At 67.9% G+C, this 16,995-nt stretch carries 16 protein-coding genes; 4 read left to right on the top strand and 12 right to left on the bottom strand.

The window, feature by feature from the left end; all coding sequences use genetic code 11:
* Positions 1 to 110 precede the first annotated feature (110 nt).
* The 6 genes from KW830_RS03225 to mltG form a co-directional block, all read right to left on the bottom strand.
* Complete coding sequence (locus KW830_RS03225) at positions 111 to 578, bottom strand: pyridoxamine 5'-phosphate oxidase family protein (protein ID WP_218332095.1); 468 nt, start codon at positions 576 to 578, stop codon at positions 111 to 113.
* Positions 579 to 857: 279 nt separating this feature from the next.
* Positions 858 to 1,553 (bottom strand): ankyrin repeat domain-containing protein, encoded by a 696-nt coding sequence (locus KW830_RS03220; RefSeq protein WP_225608660.1) that lies wholly within the window; start codon positions 1,551 to 1,553, stop codon positions 858 to 860.
* The gene (locus KW830_RS03215; RefSeq protein WP_218332094.1) at positions 1,550 to 2,356 is read right to left on the bottom strand and encodes a TatD family hydrolase; all 807 of its coding nucleotides are present in this window, start codon (positions 2,354 to 2,356) and stop codon (positions 1,550 to 1,552) included. Before KW830_RS03215 ends, KW830_RS03220 begins: the two co-directional genes overlap by 4 nt.
* Before the next feature lie 305 nt (positions 2,357 to 2,661).
* Positions 2,662 to 3,687 (bottom strand): DNA polymerase III subunit delta', encoded by a 1,026-nt coding sequence (locus KW830_RS03210; protein WP_172591798.1) that lies wholly within the window; start codon positions 3,685 to 3,687, stop codon positions 2,662 to 2,664.
* 8 nt (positions 3,688 to 3,695) lie between these two features.
* Entirely contained in the window at positions 3,696 to 4,391 is a 696-nt protein-coding gene (gene tmk, locus KW830_RS03205) for a dTMP kinase (RefSeq protein WP_218332093.1), read from the bottom strand.
* 60 nt (positions 4,392 to 4,451) lie between these two features.
* Positions 4,452 to 5,399 (bottom strand): endolytic transglycosylase MltG, encoded by a 948-nt coding sequence (gene mltG, locus KW830_RS03200; protein ID WP_370626098.1) that lies wholly within the window; start codon positions 5,397 to 5,399, stop codon positions 4,452 to 4,454.
* Positions 5,400 to 5,495: 96 nt separating this feature from the next.
* On the opposite strand from mltG, the gene KW830_RS03195 reads away from it, so the two are divergent.
* Entirely contained in the window at positions 5,496 to 6,398 is a 903-nt protein-coding gene (locus tag KW830_RS03195) for a folate-binding protein YgfZ (protein ID WP_218332092.1), read from the top strand.
* A gap of 154 nt (positions 6,399 to 6,552) precedes the next feature.
* Positions 6,553 to 7,248, top strand: a complete 696-nt coding sequence (locus tag KW830_RS03190) for a hypothetical protein (RefSeq protein ID WP_218332091.1) — start codon at positions 6,553 to 6,555, stop codon at positions 7,246 to 7,248.
* Positions 7,249 to 7,340: 92 nt separating this feature from the next.
* Here KW830_RS03190 and KW830_RS03185 read toward each other — a convergent pair whose 3' ends face one another.
* On the bottom strand, positions 7,341 to 8,195 hold the full coding sequence (locus tag KW830_RS03185; RefSeq protein WP_218332090.1) for a GNAT family N-acetyltransferase: 855 nt from the start codon (positions 8,193 to 8,195) through the stop codon (positions 7,341 to 7,343).
* Positions 8,196 to 8,236: 41 nt separating this feature from the next.
* Positions 8,237 to 9,178 carry an alpha/beta hydrolase gene (locus KW830_RS03180; RefSeq protein ID WP_218332608.1) on the bottom strand — a complete coding sequence of 314 codons (942 nt, stop codon included), beginning with the start codon at positions 9,176 to 9,178 and terminating at the stop codon, positions 8,237 to 8,239.
* A gap of 325 nt (positions 9,179 to 9,503) precedes the next feature.
* Here KW830_RS03180 and KW830_RS03175 point away from each other — a divergent pair, with 325 nt between their 5' ends.
* Positions 9,504 to 10,640: an iron-containing alcohol dehydrogenase gene (locus KW830_RS03175; RefSeq protein WP_066532587.1), complete on the top strand. Its 1,137-nt coding sequence runs from the start codon at positions 9,504 to 9,506 to the stop codon at positions 10,638 to 10,640.
* 87 nt (positions 10,641 to 10,727) lie between these two features.
* On the opposite strand, the gene KW830_RS03170 is transcribed toward KW830_RS03175, so the two are convergent.
* The 4 genes from KW830_RS03170 to KW830_RS03155 all read right to left on the bottom strand — a co-directional run bounded on the left by KW830_RS03170 (position 10,728) and on the right by KW830_RS03155 (position 16,035).
* Positions 10,728 to 13,304, bottom strand: a complete 2,577-nt coding sequence (locus KW830_RS03170) for an AI-2E family transporter (protein WP_218332088.1) — start codon at positions 13,302 to 13,304, stop codon at positions 10,728 to 10,730.
* Between the two features lie 284 nt (positions 13,305 to 13,588).
* The gene (locus KW830_RS03165; RefSeq protein WP_066532589.1) at positions 13,589 to 14,386 is read right to left on the bottom strand and encodes an HDOD domain-containing protein; all 798 of its coding nucleotides are present in this window, start codon (positions 14,384 to 14,386) and stop codon (positions 13,589 to 13,591) included.
* An 81-nt stretch (positions 14,387 to 14,467) separates the two neighbouring features.
* Complete coding sequence (locus tag KW830_RS03160) at positions 14,468 to 15,334, bottom strand: sensor histidine kinase (protein ID WP_218332086.1); 867 nt, start codon at positions 15,332 to 15,334, stop codon at positions 14,468 to 14,470.
* A 14-nt stretch (positions 15,335 to 15,348) separates the two neighbouring features.
* Positions 15,349 to 16,035 (bottom strand): response regulator transcription factor, encoded by a 687-nt coding sequence (locus tag KW830_RS03155; protein ID WP_255578050.1) that lies wholly within the window; start codon positions 16,033 to 16,035, stop codon positions 15,349 to 15,351.
* 401 nt (positions 16,036 to 16,436) lie between these two features.
* Between KW830_RS03155 and KW830_RS03150 the strand changes: the two genes are divergently transcribed.
* Complete coding sequence (locus KW830_RS03150; protein ID WP_066532596.1) at positions 16,437 to 16,907, top strand: hypothetical protein; 471 nt, start codon at positions 16,437 to 16,439, stop codon at positions 16,905 to 16,907.
* Positions 16,908 to 16,995 lie beyond the last annotated feature (88 nt).

Below are 16,995 nucleotides of genomic sequence, written 5' to 3'. Positions count from 1 at the left end.
TGCGTAACAACCCCTGCCGGTGCAAACCGGCAGGGGTTTTTCATGGAGAAGCGAAAAGGGACGTGGCTTGGAAGCCGATCAGCCGATGCGGACCACGGCCAGGCCTGGGTTCACTGCGGCTGCACGCCGTAGCGCTGCATGGCGCCGGCGATCTGGCCTGCCTCGGTGGTGGTGGCGGGAAACAGGTGGTAGCTGGGCGCCACGATGGGCTGCACCGCATTGACGTCCATCAGCAGTACGGCGTGCAGCGGAAAGCGCGGCCCGAGCAGCGGGTACAAGGGCGCTGCCCAGCGTTCAAAGTCCGCATCCTGCGGGAACAGCACGCGGCCCGCGCCCTGGAGCTTGAATCCCTTCTGTGCAAAGACATCCACAAAAGACAGGCAGGCCCGGGGATTGGCTTGCACATTGCGCACAGACACCGGCGATGCAATGTGTGCCACCACCACATGGCGGTCATCCACCAGTGTCCAAATTTCTTTGGGAGAGACATTCGGTTGACCATCGGCATCCACCGTGGCCAGCCAGCACAGAACCGATGCCTTTGCCGCAGCATGCACCTCGGAAGTCAGCAGAGACATGGCGCCTTAAACACTTAGGAAGTCAGGAAGGCATCCATTCTATGCAGCCGGCGCCCCTAGCTGGCGCCCAGGATGAACTCCCCAAGACCAGGTCCGGCCAGTGAGTGCAGGAATGGGCGGGCTTGGGTGGTGCGTGGAGGATGAACAGGGTCGTCATCGGCGCGGCAAGCCGCCGTCTTGCGGTGGCGTGGCCGCTGCGTCGCGCAATCCTGCGGCCGACGTGAGCGGAGGAACCTGCGAGAGCTGTGGGCGCTGTCGAGGCTCAGGCGGCTGAGCGCCCTACCACTTGCCCTTGGCCGGCCGGTTGGCGCGCACGGCCGTGGACAGCAGCTTCACCATGAAATCGCGGTCGGAGCGGCGGGCAAAGTCCACCGCCGTCTGGCCTTGCTGGTTGCGCAGGCTCACATCGGCGCCCTCTTCCAGCAGCAGCTTGACCATGGCCTCGCTGGAATACTGGGCCGCCAGCATCAGCGGTGTGCTGCCGTTGGGCGAGGCGGCGTCGATGTAGGCGCTGTGCTCCAGCAGGTAGCTGGCAATGGCCACGCTGTGCTCCAGCCCGGCCGATGCCGCGTAGTGCAGCGGGGCCCAGCCTTCACGGTTGATGTCGGCGCCGCGCTCTACCAGCTTCTGCACCAGCTCCAGATTGCCCTTGATGGCCGCCATCATCAGCGGAGTTTCGCCCTGGCGGTTGGCCAGGTTCAGATCGATCCCCGGGGCCAGCAGAAGGGTGTCCACCACGCGCCAGGACTCCTGGCGCATGGCCAATGTCAGGCCAGTGCGGCCATACTCGTCCGGGGTGTTGGGGTTGAAGCCGCGCAGCAGCCAGGTCATCACATCGCGGTACTGGTCGCGCACGACGGCGGTGAAGAATTCGCTGGTTGCATCGGCCCGTGCCGGCAGCATGGGCAGCGCCACCAGCATGCCCCCGGCCAGCCGGGCTGCCATGCGCTGCAGCGCCTGGCGGCGGCGCATCATGCCACCACGCCGGCAAACAGCCGGTCAAAGTTGGCGCTGGTGATCCGGCCCACCTCTTCGGCACTGATGCCGCGCAACTGCGCCACCTGCTGCGCCACATAGGGCACATAGGATGGGTTGTTGGTCTTGCCCCGGTAGGGCACGGGGGCCAGATAAGGACTGTCGGTTTCGATCAGCATGCGGTCCAGCGGAACGTAGGCGGCAACATCGCGCAGATCCTGCGCGTTCTTGAACGTGAGAATGCCAGAGAACGAGATGTAATAGCCAATATCCAGTGCGGCCTTGGCGACTTCCATGGTTTCGGTGAAGCAGTGGAACACGCCGCCGGCCTGGGTGACTGAGCCATCTTCCCCCTCTTCCTTCAGGATAGCCAGGGTGTCGGCCGACGACGCGCGGGTGTGGATGACCAGCGGCTTGCGGCAGGCCTGGGCGGCGCGGATGTGGGTGCGAAAGCGCTCGCGCTGCCACTCCAGATCGGCAATCGTGCGGCCGCCCTTGCGGTCTTCCATGCCGTAGTAGTCCAGCCCGGTTTCGCCAATGCCGACCACGCGGGGCAGCGCCGCGCGCTCCAGCAGGTCCTGCACGCTGGGCTCGGTCATGTCCTCGGTGTCCGGGTGCACGCCCACGGTGCACCACAGGTTTTCGTGCCCCAGGGCCAGGGCATGCACATCGGGGAACTCTTCCATGGTGCAGGAAATGCACAGCGCCCGCGTCACCTGGGCCTGCTGCATGGCGGACAGAATCTCGGGCAGCTTGGCTTGCAGTTCGGGAAAGCTCAGGTGGCAGTGCGAATCGGTAAACATGGGGTTCCAACAGAAAGCAGGCCCGCGGCGGCAGCCGCGGGCAAAGCGCTATTTTCCACCGAGATGCGGTATGCCTGCAGGCGCGCCGCAGGCCGCCCCTTGCAACAACTCGGCAGGCATCGCCCTTGTGCCCCTGCCCTGCCGCCCTCGCTCAGGTGCACGCGGTGCGTCACGGCACAGCCCCGTGGTGACTCCGGGCGCCCGGGGTTGGCGGACAGCCCCAAGCACAAGCTCGAGCACAGCCCAGACACCACCCCGCAATCGGCCCGGTCAGCCCCCAGGGCACCAGCGGTCCGCTACAGGGCTCAGTGCCGCGCCTGCAGCACGCTGCGGGCCTGGGCTACCAGCGCTTCCAGCATCAGGCCGGCATTGAAGGGGTGTTCGGCCGTGCGCGCCTCCTGCGCCAGCGACTTGGCCCAGCGCGCCAGCACCATCTGCGACGGCGCCTTGGGCAGGTCCTGCGGCTGGAAATAGCGCGGCTGCGCACCGCTGGCCACGCTCATCAGGTCGTGGCACAGCTTCTGCAGGCTCTCCACCACCACGGGCGGCGGCATATCGGCCAGGGCCGTCACATCCCCGGCGGCCACGGCCTTGGGCAGGCGGGCCCAGGCCGCCACGTCGCGCCCGCTGCGCGACAGGGCCAGCGCATCTTCCGGCCGCCCGCCGGCGGCACGCAGCCAGGCACGGGCCGCATCCTCGGCCAGGCCCTGCTGTTGCAGCCAGGTCAGCATCTGGTCCTCCTGCGGCCAGCGCATGGTGTGCGACAGGCAGCGGCTGCGGATGGTGGGCAGCAACTGGTGCACCGCCTCGGTGGCCAGCACAAAGCGCACGTCACCGGGCGGCTCCTCCAGCGTCTTCAGCAGCGCATTGGCGGTGATGGCATTCATCCGTTCGGCCGGGTAGACCAGCACGGCCTTGCCTTTGCCGCGCGCACTGGTGCGCTGGCAGAACTCCACCGCATCGCGCATGGCATCCACACGGATGTCCTTGCTGGGCTTGCGCTTCTTGTCGTCGATCTCGGCCTGGGCCTTTTCCGGCAAGGGCCAGCCCAAGGCCAGCATGGCGGTCTCGGGCATCAGCACGCACAGGTCGGCGTGGGTGTGCACGTCAATGGCGTGGCAGCTGCCGCAGTGGCCGCAGGCGCCCTGCTCTCCAGGCTGGTCGCACAGCCAGGCCCGCACCAGGGACATACCCAGCGGGAACTGCCCCAGGCCCGAAGGCCCTTGCAGCAGCCAGGCATGGCCGCGCTGGGCCAGCAACTCGTTGCGCTGGCTGGCCAGCCAGGGGGCCAACTGCATGCCGTCCTGCACCACAGGGGTTTCTGCACTCATGCCAACGCTCATGCCAGCACTCCCGGCTGCAGCCAGCCTCGGGCCTGCAGCACATCGGCCACCTGCTGCCACACGGCCTCACGGCTGGTGTTGGCGTCAATGCGGGCAAAGCGCTGCGGCGCCGCCTCCGCGCGGCGGGCGTAGCCAGCGGCCACGGCGGCAAAAAATGCGCCGGGCTGGGCCTCGAACTTGTCGGGCACACGGGCCGTGGTCAGGCGCTCGGCAGCCACGGCCGCCGGCAGGTCGAACCAGATGGTCAGGTCCGGCTGGCGGATGGCCGCTTCCGGATGCTGCGCCCCCAGGCCTTCCAGCGCCGGCACGGCCTGCACCAGTTGTTCCAGCTGACAAAGCTTGTCCCAGTCAAAGCCGCGTCCCGCGCCCTGGTAGGCAAAGGTGGCGTCGGTGAAACGGTCGCTGATCACCACATCGCCCCGTGCCAGTGCCGGCTCGATCACCTGCACCAGGTGGTCGCGGCGGGCGGCAAAGGCCACCAGGGCCTCGGTCAGCGGGTCCATGGCGTCGTGCAGCAGCAGGGCGCGCAGCTTTTCGGCCAGCGGCGTGCCGCCGGGCTCGCGCGTGAGGGTGACGCAGCGGCCACTGTCGCGAAAGGCCTGGGCTGTGCGCTCGATGTGGCTGGACTTGCCGGCCCCATCAATGCCTTCAAAGGTGAGAAAAATGCCCTGCGGGAGCTGGGACGCTGTCATGCAAATAGCCAATCTGTGGGCGGCAGACCGCACGGGCCTGCCACCGGTTCATCGAAAAATTCAGTTCCCGCCACGCTGGTAGCGGTTGACGGCGCGGTTGTGCTCATCCAGCGTGGCACTGAAGTGGCTGCTGCCGTCGCCGCGTGCCACAAAGTACAGGGCCTTGGTGGCTGCGGGCTGCACCGCCGCCATCAGCGCGGCCTTGCCGGGCATGGCAATCGGCGTGGGCGGCAGGCCGGGGCGGGTGTAGGTGTTCCACGGCGTGTCGGTGCGCAGGTCGTTGCGGCGCAGATTGCCATCAAACTTCTCCCCCATGCCGTAGATAACGGTGGGGTCGGTCTGCAGCAGCATGCCCACGCGCAGGCGGTTCACGAACACGCCCGCAATCTGGCCCCGGTCGGCCGCGGTGCCGGTTTCCTTTTCCACAATGCTAGCCAGGATCAGCGCCTCGTCGGGCGACTTGAGCGGCAGGTCGGCCGTGCGCAGCGCCCAGACCTGGTCCAGGCGGCGATCCATGGCGTGGGCGGCACGCTTGAGCACGGCCAGGCCGCTGCTGCCCTTGGCATAGGTGTAGGTATCGGGAAAGAAGCGCCCTTCGGCGGCCACACCGGGCTTGCCCAGGGCGGTCATGATGTCTGCCTCACTCAGCGCGGCGGTGTCCTGCTTCAGGAATTCATCCTTGGCCATGGCGGCGCGCATCTGGCGGAAGGTCCAGCCTTCGACAAAGGTGATGGCGCGCAGGCTTTCCTCGCCGCGTGCCAGCTTCTGCAGCAGCTCGTACGGCGTGGTGCCCGCCGGGATTTCGTAGTTGCCCGCCTTGATCTTGCGGTCCTGGCCGGACAGGCGGAACCACGCGTACAGCAGGCGGGCATCGGTCTGGATACCGCTTTTGACCACCTCGCGGGCCACGCCGCGCGGCGTGGTACCGGGCTCGATCTCCAGCTCCGTGGTCTGCCCGTTCATGGGAAGAGGCTGGCCCAACCACCACGCAGCCACACCGGCGGCCATGACAGCCAGCAAAATCAGACACAGCAGCCCTTGGAGCAATCGACGCACAAGCCCTCACCGTCAAAAAGTAGGTAGACCGGGCATCATAATTCACCCATGACCGCTCCTTTGCAAGGCATTGCCACCCTCACCCACCTGGGCGTCATTCGCGCACAAGGTGCCGACGCCGCCAACTTTCTGCACGGCCAGCTGACCCAGGACTTCGCCCTGCTGGACACCCAGCACGCCCGCCTGGCCGCCTACTGCTCGGCCAAGGGCCGCATGCTGGCCAGCTTCATCGGCTTCAAGACCGGGCCGGAAGAAATCCTGCTGCTGTGCAGCCAGGACCTGCTGCCCGCCATGCTCAAGCGCCTGTCCATGTTTGTGCTGCGCGCCAAGTGCAAGCTCAGCGACGCCACGGCCGACTTTGCCCTGTACGGCCTGGCCGGCGACAGCGCAACCCAGGCCACGGGCAACGCCGCACCCTGGACGCTGCGCAGCGTGGACGCGGTCCATGTGGTGCAGCTGTATCCCGCTGGCGAGACCCCGCGCGCGCTGTGGGTCGCCCCGGCCGGCAGCCCCTTGCCCGCAGGCCCGGCCCTGGACAGCGCGGCCTGGCTGTGGAGCGAAGTGGCCAGCGGCATCGCCACCTTGAGCCTGCCGGTGCAGGAGCAATTCGTGCCGCAGATGCTGAACTACGAATCCGTGGGCGGCGTGAACTTTAAGAAAGGCTGCTACCCCGGCCAGGAAGTGGTGGCCCGCAGCCAGTTCCGCGGCACGCTCAAGCGCCGCGCCTACATCGTACACGCCGAACAGCCGCTTACCGTGGGCGCCGAAGTGTTTGCCGCCAGCGATGCCGAGCAGCCCGTGGGCATGGTGGTGCAGTCCGCCGCAGCCCCTGCGGGAGGATTCGATGCCATTGTCTCGCTGCAGATCGCCTCGACCGACGAAGCCCTGAACGCCGGCGGCGTGGCCCTGGCGCTGCAGCCCCTGCCCTACGAGCTGCTGGCAGACATCTGAGCCCCGGCGCGGGCTTGCTGCGCACCGCCGGGCGGCAGCAACTGCCGCCCAGGCCACCGATTCTGGCTGACACGCTTTGACAAGCGCCGCCTCCATGCGCACCCTGGCTGCCAGGGCAGACTGAAGCTGCCCCGCCTGCAGCCAAGGAGCGCGCATGCACCCCACCACGCACATCCCGCCCGCCACGCCGGTCACGCCCATTGCCCACACCGCCTGTGCGTTGCTGGCCCTGCGCACCTTCGGCCTGTACACCGACAGCCCCTTCCCCCAGCACGACTACCTGCTCGACCCCGTCTCGCTGGGTCTGGCCGGTCTGGTGGTGGCCCTGCTCACGCTGCGCTGGTGGCTGCAGGGGCCGCAGGCCATAGCGTTGTCGTCTGCACCTGCGTCTGCACCGACATCTGCGGCGCCTGCATCTGGGTCCTCCGCCACGTCGGCAGACACCGCGGCGCCAGCGCCCAGCCTGGACGCCCCGCTGGCCCAGCTGAAAACGGCCATGTTCGCCGGCTTCTGGTACCTGGGCTACCTGTTCCCGCGCCGCAAGATCGCCGCCATCCTGCAGGAAAACCACCCGGGCCAGGCCAGCACATTCGACACGCACTTCGGCCTGTACCAGGGGATTGTGCAGATCCGCCACTTTCTGCTGGCCCACGGACTGGCCCTGCTGATGGCCGCCTATGCGCTGGGCGAAGGCGAAGCATTCACCGGAGGTGCCGTGGTGCAGGCGGTAGGCCCCGGCTGGATGCTGCTGTGCTGGAGCGTGTGCATCTACAGCAGCTGCTGGCTGTTGCTGGGCGCCGGCATGGCGCTGCGCCGCCTGGTGCTGCGTTCACGGCCTCCGGCAGGCTGATTGCCGTCCCTGCAGCGCCCCCCAGGTTCCCCAACCTCCAGTGTCCCAGTCACCCACGTGCCTGGGCATCGCTGGGCCTGCCGGTGTCCGGCTTACAGCACCCGGCGCATGGTGATGTGGTCGATGCCGGCTTCGGCGTAGACCTCGCCTTCGGGTACAAATCCGGCGCGGGCGTAGAAGTTCTGGGCATGGCACTGGGCGTGCAGCACCACCTCGCGGTCGCCCCGGGTACGGGCGGCCTCGACCAGGCGGTCCAGCACCTGGCGGCCCACGCGGCTGCCGCGCAGCTCACGGGCCACCGCCATGCGACCGATGCGGCCCACGCCGGGGGCATCACTGACCAGGCGGCCAGTGCCCACCGCCTGGTTCAGGCGGTTGAACGCCACCACATGGCGACAGATGGGGTCGAACTCGTCCATCTCGATCTCGGGCGGCACGCCCTGCTCGCGCACAAAAACGTCTACCCGCAGGCGCTCAGCGGCACGGCCCAGGTCGTTCCAGCTGCCCGACTCCAGGCGCACCATATCTTCGCCGGCTTCAAACGCAGTGAGCAGATCGCGCAGCGCCTGGTGCACGGGCTGGGGCGTGCGTCCGGCGTCGGCAAACACGTACACCAGATGCAAGGTGTTCAGCAACTGGCGGCCCCGGAAGATGCCGCATTCAAACTGCAGCGAGGTGTTGCCTTGCTTGACGCAGCGTATGCCCACGTCCAGCACATCGCCCATCACGGCCGCAGCGTGGTAGGTGACTTCGGCCTTCTTCACATACAGCTCGCCGCCCAACAGGGCCCAGCTGGCTTCGTAAGGCATGGCGACCTGGCGCCAGTATTCGGTGACGGCCACGTCGGCATACATCATGTAATGCGCATTGAAGACGATTCTTTGCGCGTCCACTTCGGACCAGCGCACCACCAGACGGTGCTTGCAGCGGAAATCTTCGAGTTGCATGGCGATTCTCACAAAAAGGAAAGGGGGGAAAGTGCTGACTCTCAGTGTGCGCCCAAAGCCGCTTTCAGTGCTTTGGCCGCATCGGCCTGCGCCTGGCGGGCTTCGGGGATGGCGCGGCCCATCTTGATGAACTCGTGCGTCACGCCGCGGTAGATCTCCAGATCGACCGCCACACCGGCCATGCGCAGCTTGTCGGCATAGGCCACGCCCTCGTCCACCAGCGGGTCCAGCTCGGCCAGGCAGATGAAGGCCGGAGCTACACCGTCCACGTCCGGGGCCAGCAGCGGGGCAAAGCGCCAGTCGGCGCGGTCGGCGTCGTCGCGCACATAGTTGCTGAAGAACCAGGCAATGCCTTCCTTTTCCAGCAGCAGGCCGTGGGCAAAGGTCTCGTGCGAATCCGTGTCCTGGTGGGCGGTGGTGCCGGGGTAGATCAGCAGCTGCAGCGCCAGCGGCAGGCCCGCATCGCGCGCCAGGATGGCACAGCTGGCGGCCAGCGTGCCGCCGGCACTGTCGCCGCCCACGGCCATGCGGGAGGTGTCCAGCCCCAGCGCCGTGCCTTCGGCGGCCAGCCATTGCAGCGCATCCCAGGCATCGTTGCTGGCGGTGGGGAACTGCCATTCCGGCGCCAGGCGGTAGTTCAGCGACACCACGGCGCAGCCCGCCTGGTGGGCCAGGCTGCGGCACAGCTGGTCGTGGGTGTCGATGCTGCCCACGGTAAACCCGCCGCCGTGCAGATACATCAGCACCGGCAGCGGCCGGCCCTCGCCTACACCCTGTGCCTGCGCCTGGGGCGCATACAGGCGCACGGCCAGCAGGGCGCCGTCGCGGGCGGGAATCTGCAGCTCCTCCACCCGCGGCAGCGCGATCTTGGCGATCTCCAGCACGCCGGCACCGGCCTCATAGGCCGCGCGGGCCTGCTGGGGCGTGAGCTGGTGCATATGCGGGCGGTTGGCCCGTGCCATGCGGCGCAGCACATCGCGCATCGCAGGGGTCAGGGGGTACTGGGGCAGGAAGTCGGTGGCGTCGTTCACGGCGGACAAGGCAGTCAAGCGAGGGCAGCGCCACCACGCTTGCAGCGGCACGGCCTCCCTGAAGAGAGGGAAAGCTGTGCATCATGCAGCAAAAACACCGCCCTGGCGGGCAGACGGGTGTTGCCGCGGCGGGGGCTCCCCCTCTAACGCCCCTGCACTGTCGCGCAGTGGACGGTCTGCCCACCCGCCTGCGGGTTACAGCGCTTGGCAGCGCCCCTGCCCCGCCCTACATTGAAACGTTTTTCCATCTCTGGTTTGCTTTGGAGCGATTCCCCACATGGCTTTCATCAACTACGTCACCCAGATCCAGTTCGACTTTGGCGCCGTGAAGCTGCTGCGCCAGGAATGCGAACGCGTGGGCATCAGCAAGCCGCTGATCGTGACCGACCCTGGCGTCAAGGCGGCGGGCATCCTGCAAAAGGCCGTGGATGCGCTGGGCGACCTGCCCCACGCCGTGTTTGACCAGACCCCCAGCAACCCCACGGAAGCCGCAGTGCGCGCCGCCGCAGCCCTCTACCAGGCCCAGGGCTGCGACGGCCTGATTGCCGTCGGTGGCGGCAGCGCCATCGACTGCGCCAAGGGCGTGGCCATTGCCGCCACGCACGCAGGGCCGCTGTCCCACTACGCCACCATCGAAGGCGGCTCGCCCCGCATCACCGAACAGGTCGCCCCGCTGATTGCCGTGCCCACCACCAGCGGCACCGGCAGCGAAGTGGCGCGCGGCGCCATCATCATCGTGGACGACCACCGCAAGCTGGGCTTCCACAGCTGGCATCTGGTGCCCAAGACCGCCATCTGCGACCCCGAACTGACCTACGGCCTGCCCCCGCTGCTGACCGCCGCCACCGGCATGGACGCCATTGCCCACTGCATGGAAACCTTCATGTCCGCCGCGTTCAACCCGCCGGCCGACGGCATTGCGCTGGACGGGCTGACCCGGGGCTGGGCCCATATCGAGGCCGCCACCCGCAACGGCCAGGACGCCGAGGCGCGCCGCCAGCTGATGAGTGCCAGCATGCAGGGCGCCATGGCCTTCCAGAAAGGGCTGGGCTGCGTGCACAGTCTCAGCCACAGCCTGGGCGGCGTGAACCCGCGCCTGCACCACGGCACGCTCAACGCCATGTTCCTGCCGGCCGTGGTGCGTTTCAACGCCGCCGCCGACAGCGTGCAGCGCGAAGACCGCCTGAACCGCATGGCCCACGCCATGGGCCTGCGCAGCGGCAGCGACATTCCCGAAGCCATCCGCGACATGAACGCCCGCCTGGGCCTGCCCGCCGGCCTGGCCGCCATGGGCGTGGAGACCGGCTGGTATGCCCAGGTGATTGCCGGTGCGCTGAAAGACCACTGCCACGGCACCAACCCGCGCATCGCCTCGGCCCAGGATTACGAGGACATGCTGGCCACCTCGATGTAAACGGCCGGCGCAGGGCCGGCCGGGACCAGATGGTCCTGCGCTGGCCATCACACTGGCAACCCCAGCGCTGCCAGGTCCGCCTGCCCCCTAGCTCGTCTCACCTGTCTCACCCGCCGCACGCGGCCCGCCATCGGCCGGCGGCGATGGCGGCGGTGCCAAGGGCGGCGTACCCCCCGCACCGGGGGGCGCCGCGGCGGCGTCGGCCTGCACCGCCGCCATCACCTCCTGCGCCATCAGGCCCAGCAGCGTCAGTTCTTCCGCGCTGATGCCACGCAGCGCATCGTGCAGGATGCACAGGCTGCCCAGCACCCGGCCCTTGCCATCCACCAGCGGTACCCCGGCGTAAAAGCGCACCTGGGCGGCGGCCAGCACCGGGTTGTCGGCAAAGCGGGGGTCGCGGGCCACATCGTTCACCACTACGGGCGCATGGTCGTGCACCACATAGGAACAGATGGCCTGGTCGCGCGGCAGACCGGCCTGCTCGGGCGGCGTGCCGTCGGCCACCAGCAGCCCGCCCGGGGTGTGCACCCAGTCCCGGTCCACCAGCGAGACCTGGGCGTACTTCACGCCAAAGGCATGGGCGGCTTTCTGCGCCGCATCGTGGAACAGGCGCACCGGCGGGTGCTGCAGCAGGCCGCTGGCGTGCAGTGCCTGCAGGCGCTCCGCCTCGTCGTCGGGCAGCGCCGCGGGCACATGGCCGCCGGGCGCCGCCCCGTCGGCGGCTTCCAGCTGCTGCAGGCGCAGCACCAGCTCCTGCACGCTGGTGACCACGGCCTGCACCCCCAGGCGCTGGGCCGTGCCCTCGCCCAGCAGGTGGCTGGGGGCGTTCCACAGCGCCAGCACCACTTGGATCCGGGGCGTCTGCTGGTGCAGGCGGCGCAGCCGCCGCAGGATGAAGCGCACCTGGGCCTGGGGCTGCGGGTGCAGCACGGACAGCACCAGCCAGCGCACGTCCTGCCAGCCGGCGATTTCGGCCTGCTCGATGGCGCTGCTCAGCGGCTGTCCGGCATGGCTGGCGGCATAGCCATGCAGCGCCAGGCTGTGGGCGGCCATCTGGGCGGCCAGGGCGTCCATGTCCCAGCGTGCTCCCACACAGTGCACCCGGCCGCTGCGCGTGGCGGCGGGCGGCGGGAAGGCTTCGTACAGCTCCTCCAGCAGCTCGTCTAGGCCGGAAGACAGCCGCAGCCGGTGCTCGGCCGTGGCGACATCGGCATAGTGGTTGCTGACCAGGCGCAGCGTGGAAATGCCGCCGCTGTCGTAGAAGCCCTGCACCGCCGTGGCGCGGTCGGCAGCACGGGTGGCCGGGCTGTGCTGGCTGGATTGGGGGCGCTCCGGCACGGCCGCCTCGATGGTATGGACGGCCAGGTCCACGGCCTCTTCCACATCGTCGGCCAGCAGGCGCTGGTACAGGCGGTGGGGCAGATCCAGCAACGGCTCGCTGCCCAGCAGCACCTCCATGAACTGCAGCGACGGGATGTAGCGCCCCAGCACCAGCAGGCAGACCGTGAGCGGCGTGGACAGAATCAACCCGATGGGCCCCCACAGCGCCGTCCAGAACGTGGCGGCCAGAATGATGGACAGCGTGGACAGGCCGGTGCTGCTGCCATAGAGCCAGGGCTCGATGACGTTGTTGCTCAGAAGCTCCAGCAGCAGGATCAGGCCCAGCGTCCACAGCAGCATCTCCCAGCCCGGGGCCACGGCAAAGGCCAGCGCCAGCGGGAAGATGGCCGAGATCATGGGTCCCACATAGGGCACAAAACGCATCACCGTGGCCAGCACGCCCCACAGCACCGCCCCCGGCACACCGATGAACCACAGGCCCACGGCCATGGGAAAACCGTAGGTGACGTTGACGATGAACTGCATGCGCAGGTAGCTGCCGATGCGCTCGGACGCCTCGTCCAGCGCATCCGTGGCCACGTGCAGATTGCCCCCCATCAGCCGCAGCAAGCGGTCGCGCAGGCCATCGCGGTCCAGCAAAATCAGAATCACGAACAGCAGCACGATGCCGGCCGTGGCAATCGGGGCGCTGATCTTGGCCAGCCAGCCCAGCACCTGTTCCCAGGACCGGCCGTCCGGCCGCTGGATCTCCACCTTTTGCACCCGCTCCGGCGGGCCGGCGGCCACGGCGATCTCCTTTTCCACCGTGTCATAGGTCTTGATCGCCCCGTCCCACATGCTGGGTCCCTTGACCAGATTGCGCAGATTGCGCAGCTTCTTGCGGATCGTGCTCTGGTAGGTGGGCAGGTCGGCGCTGAGCTCGCTGACCTGGTTGGTCAGGTAGGCGCCCATGCCGCCCAGCCCGCCCAGCGCAATCGCCACCACCAGCAAGGTGGCCGCCATGCGCGGCAGCCCCCAGCGCTTGATGCGGCTGACGGCCGGGTCGAGCAGAAAACCCAGCAGCACGGCCAGAGCCAGCGGAATCAGGATGTCCCGCCCGAAATACAGGGCCGCTATCACCAGCGCGGCAATCAGCAGCCCCACCAGCAGGCGCAGCGCCGGCAACATGGCCGCCATGGCTCCCAGCGCATGGGCCGTGCCGTGCGGCAGGGCCTCCTCGTTGCGCCAGCGCGCGGCACGCGCCGCAGACGGGTCGCGCGCCATCCGGGGCGGCCCCGAGGGGGCGTCGGCGGCAGGAGATGGTGGGGGAACGTGCTCGGGCATGGGGGATTCGGCAGACAAGGAAGGTGACACTGGAATTGCACTGCGACCGGCGGGCCGCAGCTGTCAGCCGGTTGCCCGACTGTGGTCCGGCTATTTCAAGGCTTTTTGGCCGTTGACACAATCCACAGCGGCACCAGCAGCTATCACTTTAGGGGTTTGCCACATGCTGGGCGCCGATGGCCATGCCGGCAGGCTCCCGGGCTGCGGGGCTGCCTGTCGCCCGCTGGCGGGCCGGCCGCCCGCGCGCAGGCATCCCCGGCAGGGACAGCACTACAGCGTGCCGCTCAAAAACCGGAATGCATCCAGCGGGAAGTGTCCTGCTGCATCACCACATCCATGTCCAGCCCCATGGCCACCCCCACCTCGGAAGGGAAGGACAGCGCGGTGCTGCGCTCGTCCCACTGGGCGGCCTGGGTGCGGATGCGCCACACCGCCAGGTGCAGCACGCCGGCCATGGGTTCGAACTGGTCGAAGGCCAGCGGATTTTCCATGCACTGCAAGCTGTCCACCAACTCGCGCGGCAGACGCCACTGCTTGAGCAGTGCCGCCGTGGTGTGCGTGGCGCAGTGCCCCCAGTGCCGCTCCTCCATGCGCGCGCGACGCGGGTCCCAGATGTCCATGGCCTCGTCCAGCGGCGCGGTCGCCACCGACTGGGTGTGGTGCAGCATCAGTTGCCCCATGCCGTGCAGCAGCCCTGCGGCATAGGCGGCGCTGCCGTCCATGTGGGCCATGCCCGCCAGGGAGCGCGCCAGCTTGGCCGTCATCAGGCTGTACCGCCAGAACGGCTCCAGCGCCATGCCCTGCACCACCCGCACTGCCATGCCTTTCTGCGCCCCGTTCACCAGCATGCGCAGCTGCGACACCCCCAGCAAGGCCAGCGCCTGGGGGATGCCCCGCACCATGCCCGCCATCTGGTACTCCGGCGAATTGGCCAGCGCCAGCAGCTTGGCGGCCAGCACCGGGTCGCAGCCAAACAGCTGGTTGACGCGGCGCAGATTGGGCATGTCACTGAGCAGCTCGCTCAGCAGCAAGGCCACAACCCGCGGCTGGCAGGGCAAGGCAAGGTCTTCGGTGGTCTGCATGCAAAAAGTGAAGGGAAAGTGCGGACTGCGGCAAGCATAGCCGCTGTCTTTACATTTCTACACAAACTCATTGACCACAGATCAAGAAATTGCATCGGCGGGCACCACCACCCGCACGCAGGTGCCGCGGCCCGGGCTGCTCTCCAGCGCAAACTGCGCCCCGATGCGCTGGGCACGGGCCCGCATGCCGTCCACCCCCCAGCCCCGCCCGGACTGACTGCGGCCAGCGCGTGGCACGGGCGCGTCTTCCATGCCGCAGCCGTCGTCCGCCACCTCCAGGGTCCAGGAACCGACGGGCACGGGCTGCAGTTCTACGCGCAGAGAGGTCCCCTTGGAATGCTGCAAGGCATTGCTCATGGCCTCTTGCGCCAGAAAGGCCAGCTGCAGCCCTTTTTCCGCACGCGGGCTGGTGTCCGCCTCGTCCATCGGCATGTTCCACTGCATGACCATGCCACGTTCGCTCAGCAGCGGCTGCAGACGCCAGCGCATGGAGGCCAGGCGCTCGATCAGCGAGGCGTCCGCGTCGTCCAGTGCTTCCATCTCCACGCGCAGCGCAAACATGGCGTGTTCCACGGCCCGCCGCACCTGCGCCAGATTCGGCTGTGGCGTCTCCAGCAGCGCCAGCGCCCCGGACAGGTGGCTGCCTGCACCATCGTGCAGGTCCTGGGCAATGCGTTCGCGCTCGGCCCGCACTTCGGGCGAAACCCGCAGGCTGCTGCGGCGGCGCCAGCGCAACACCTTGGGCCACATCAGCCCGAACCAGGTGGCGGTGAGCAGGTGCAACACCACGATCACGGCCCAGTTCTGCCATTCGTACAGCGCATCCGGCGATGCTGCCCCCAGATGCCAGTACAGGATGGCGGCAATCTCCAGCAGCCACAGCGCCGTGCCCGCCCCCAGCATCCAGGCGGGATGGCGCTGCGACCTGCGCTGGTGACGCCGCGGCATTCCGGCTTCGGCCGCTACAGCAGCCCCTGCGTCAAGGCCGCACGCACCGCCTGCGCCCGGCTGCGCACCTGTAGCTTGCGGTAGATGTTGCGCACATGGGTGTTGACGGTCAGCAGCGCAATTTCCAGCCTTTGCGAGATTTCCTGGCTGGTATAGCCATTGGCCACGTGACGCAGGATGTCGCGCTCGCGCTCGGAGAGTTTTTCCGGCACACAGGCCTTGGCGTCGCGCTCCCCGCAGTTGCCGCGCAACCGCTGCAACAGCCGCCGTGCCAGGTGCGGCGTGATGGACGCGCCGCCATTGGCCACCTGCAGCACCGCCTGCACATAGCTGCCAAACCAGGAGTGCTTGACCAGATAGCCGGCCGCCCCCTGCTCGATCGCGCGCAGCAGCTGCGTATCCCCTTCCATCACCGAGATGATGACCGTCTCCGCCGCAGGGCGCAGCGCACGCTGCAGGCCCATCAGGTCAAAGCCAGTGCCGTCTTCCAGGTTCAGATCGGCCAGCAGCACATCGAAAGCCTCCGCCCGCATCAGGCGCCGGGCTTCCTTGACGCTGGCGGCCTGCCCGACCAGCAAAACGCGCGAATCCCCCATCAGCTCCCGCCCTACCACGCTGCGGATGTGCGCGTCGTCGTCCACCAGCAGCACACGCACCGGCTTCTCGCTCTGGCCCACCATGAAATCGGGCCACAAGGACATTTCTGCGGCACCGGCACTGCCCACCCTGAGCGTCGCAGGGTCGGAAACGTACGGAACTTCTTGCTCGGTCTGCATCGCGCTGCGCCCCCCATCACTGTCTTTCAATGCTTACATGTGGTCACTACCTATTTTTGTACCGCGTTTCCTGCCTCCCGCCTGTCAGCAGAAGCCTCGACCCCATTGCCACCGCACTCGGAAAGCGCGCGTTTTCCCGGAGGTGTGCAGACGTAGTACCCACTTACCAAATTTACGGGATTGGTTGTCAAAGCACGCAAACGGACACTTTCAACCAGGCCAGCAAGTGTTGCCAACCACGCGGACCAGCACCCACAGGCCGACCCGCAGAGATGGGCTCTGCGAGTCAACGGATGGACGTCACGAAATCTTCTAGGAGCGCAACCATGAAAAAAGTAATCGCAGTCGTTTCTCTGAGCCTGCTCGCCGCCTCTGCCTTCGCTGGCAAGCCCGGCGGCCACCCCGGCGGCCACGACGATGACAAGGACACCGGTCCCGCCATCTACCTGGACGGCAAGACCGTGCAAGTGACGTCGCTGAGCTGGAGCGCTGTCAGCAACAAGGCCTCATCCGGTGGCGATGCCCGCCAGAACATCTCGTCTAACACCGGCAACGTGAACGTGGGTGCCGCACTGACGCAGATGACGTTCGGCAAGCTGGCCTACATCGGCAACAAGGCTGAATCGGGCGGCGATGCACGCCAGAACCTGGCCACCAACGTAGGCAAGGTCGACATCGCCAAGCAACTGACCCAGGTGGTGGCGCTGAAGGGCTCGGCCGTGATGAACCACGCTTCCAGCGGCTCGTCGGCGGTGCAGAACATCTCCACCAACAACGGCTGCCAGACCTGCCAGTAAGGCCAGGCCCTGCCGCAACCCCGGTTGCGGCAGACGGCTGTCAGTGCGTGGAGCCACCACCCGGCTGACTCCACGCCCTTCCCCCTCA

Source organism: Comamonas sp. CMM03 (assembly GCF_019218715.1).
Taxonomy (GTDB): domain Bacteria; phylum Pseudomonadota; class Gammaproteobacteria; order Burkholderiales; family Burkholderiaceae_C; genus Comamonas; species Comamonas terrigena.
This window is presented reverse-complemented; position numbering and strand designations above follow the sequence as displayed.

Excerpts from the sequence above, each read along its gene's own strand:
- KW830_RS03195 (WP_218332092.1), top strand. The coding sequence starts at position 5,496 with ATGACCGCTCCTTTGCAAGGCATTGCCACCCTCACCCACCTGGGCGTC.
- KW830_RS03215 (WP_218332094.1), bottom strand. The coding sequence starts at position 2,356 with ATGTTTACCGATTCGCACTGCCACCTGAGCTTTCCCGAACTGCAAGCC.
- KW830_RS03155 (WP_255578050.1), bottom strand. The coding sequence starts at position 16,035 with ATGTCCTTGTGGCCCGATTTCATGGTGGGCCAGAGCGAGAAGCCGGTG.
- KW830_RS03185 (WP_218332090.1), bottom strand. The coding sequence starts at position 8,195 with ATGCAACTCGAAGATTTCCGCTGCAAGCACCGTCTGGTGGTGCGCTGG.
- KW830_RS03160 (WP_218332086.1), bottom strand. The coding sequence starts at position 15,334 with ATGCCGCGGCGTCACCAGCGCAGGTCGCAGCGCCATCCCGCCTGGATG.
- KW830_RS03175 (WP_066532587.1), top strand. The coding sequence starts at position 9,504 with ATGGCTTTCATCAACTACGTCACCCAGATCCAGTTCGACTTTGGCGCC.
- KW830_RS03220 (WP_225608660.1), bottom strand. The coding sequence starts at position 1,553 with ATGATGCGCCGCCGCCAGGCGCTGCAGCGCATGGCAGCCCGGCTGGCC.
- KW830_RS03210 (WP_172591798.1), bottom strand. The coding sequence starts at position 3,687 with ATGAGTGCAGAAACCCCTGTGGTGCAGGACGGCATGCAGTTGGCCCCC.
- KW830_RS03190 (WP_218332091.1), top strand. The coding sequence starts at position 6,553 with ATGCACCCCACCACGCACATCCCGCCCGCCACGCCGGTCACGCCCATT.
- KW830_RS03165 (WP_066532589.1), bottom strand. The coding sequence starts at position 14,386 with ATGCAGACCACCGAAGACCTTGCCTTGCCCTGCCAGCCGCGGGTTGTG.
- KW830_RS03150 (WP_066532596.1), top strand. The coding sequence starts at position 16,437 with ATGAAAAAAGTAATCGCAGTCGTTTCTCTGAGCCTGCTCGCCGCCTCT.
- KW830_RS03170 (WP_218332088.1), bottom strand. The coding sequence starts at position 13,304 with ATGCCCGAGCACGTTCCCCCACCATCTCCTGCCGCCGACGCCCCCTCG.
- tmk (WP_218332093.1), bottom strand. The coding sequence starts at position 4,391 with ATGACAGCGTCCCAGCTCCCGCAGGGCATTTTTCTCACCTTTGAAGGC.
- KW830_RS03225 (WP_218332095.1), bottom strand. The coding sequence starts at position 578 with ATGTCTCTGCTGACTTCCGAGGTGCATGCTGCGGCAAAGGCATCGGTT.
- mltG (WP_370626098.1), bottom strand. The coding sequence starts at position 5,399 with ATGGCCGCCGGTGTGGCTGCGTGGTGGTTGGGCCAGCCTCTTCCCATG.
- KW830_RS03180 (WP_218332608.1), bottom strand. The coding sequence starts at position 9,178 with ATGCGCGATGTGCTGCGCCGCATGGCACGGGCCAACCGCCCGCATATG.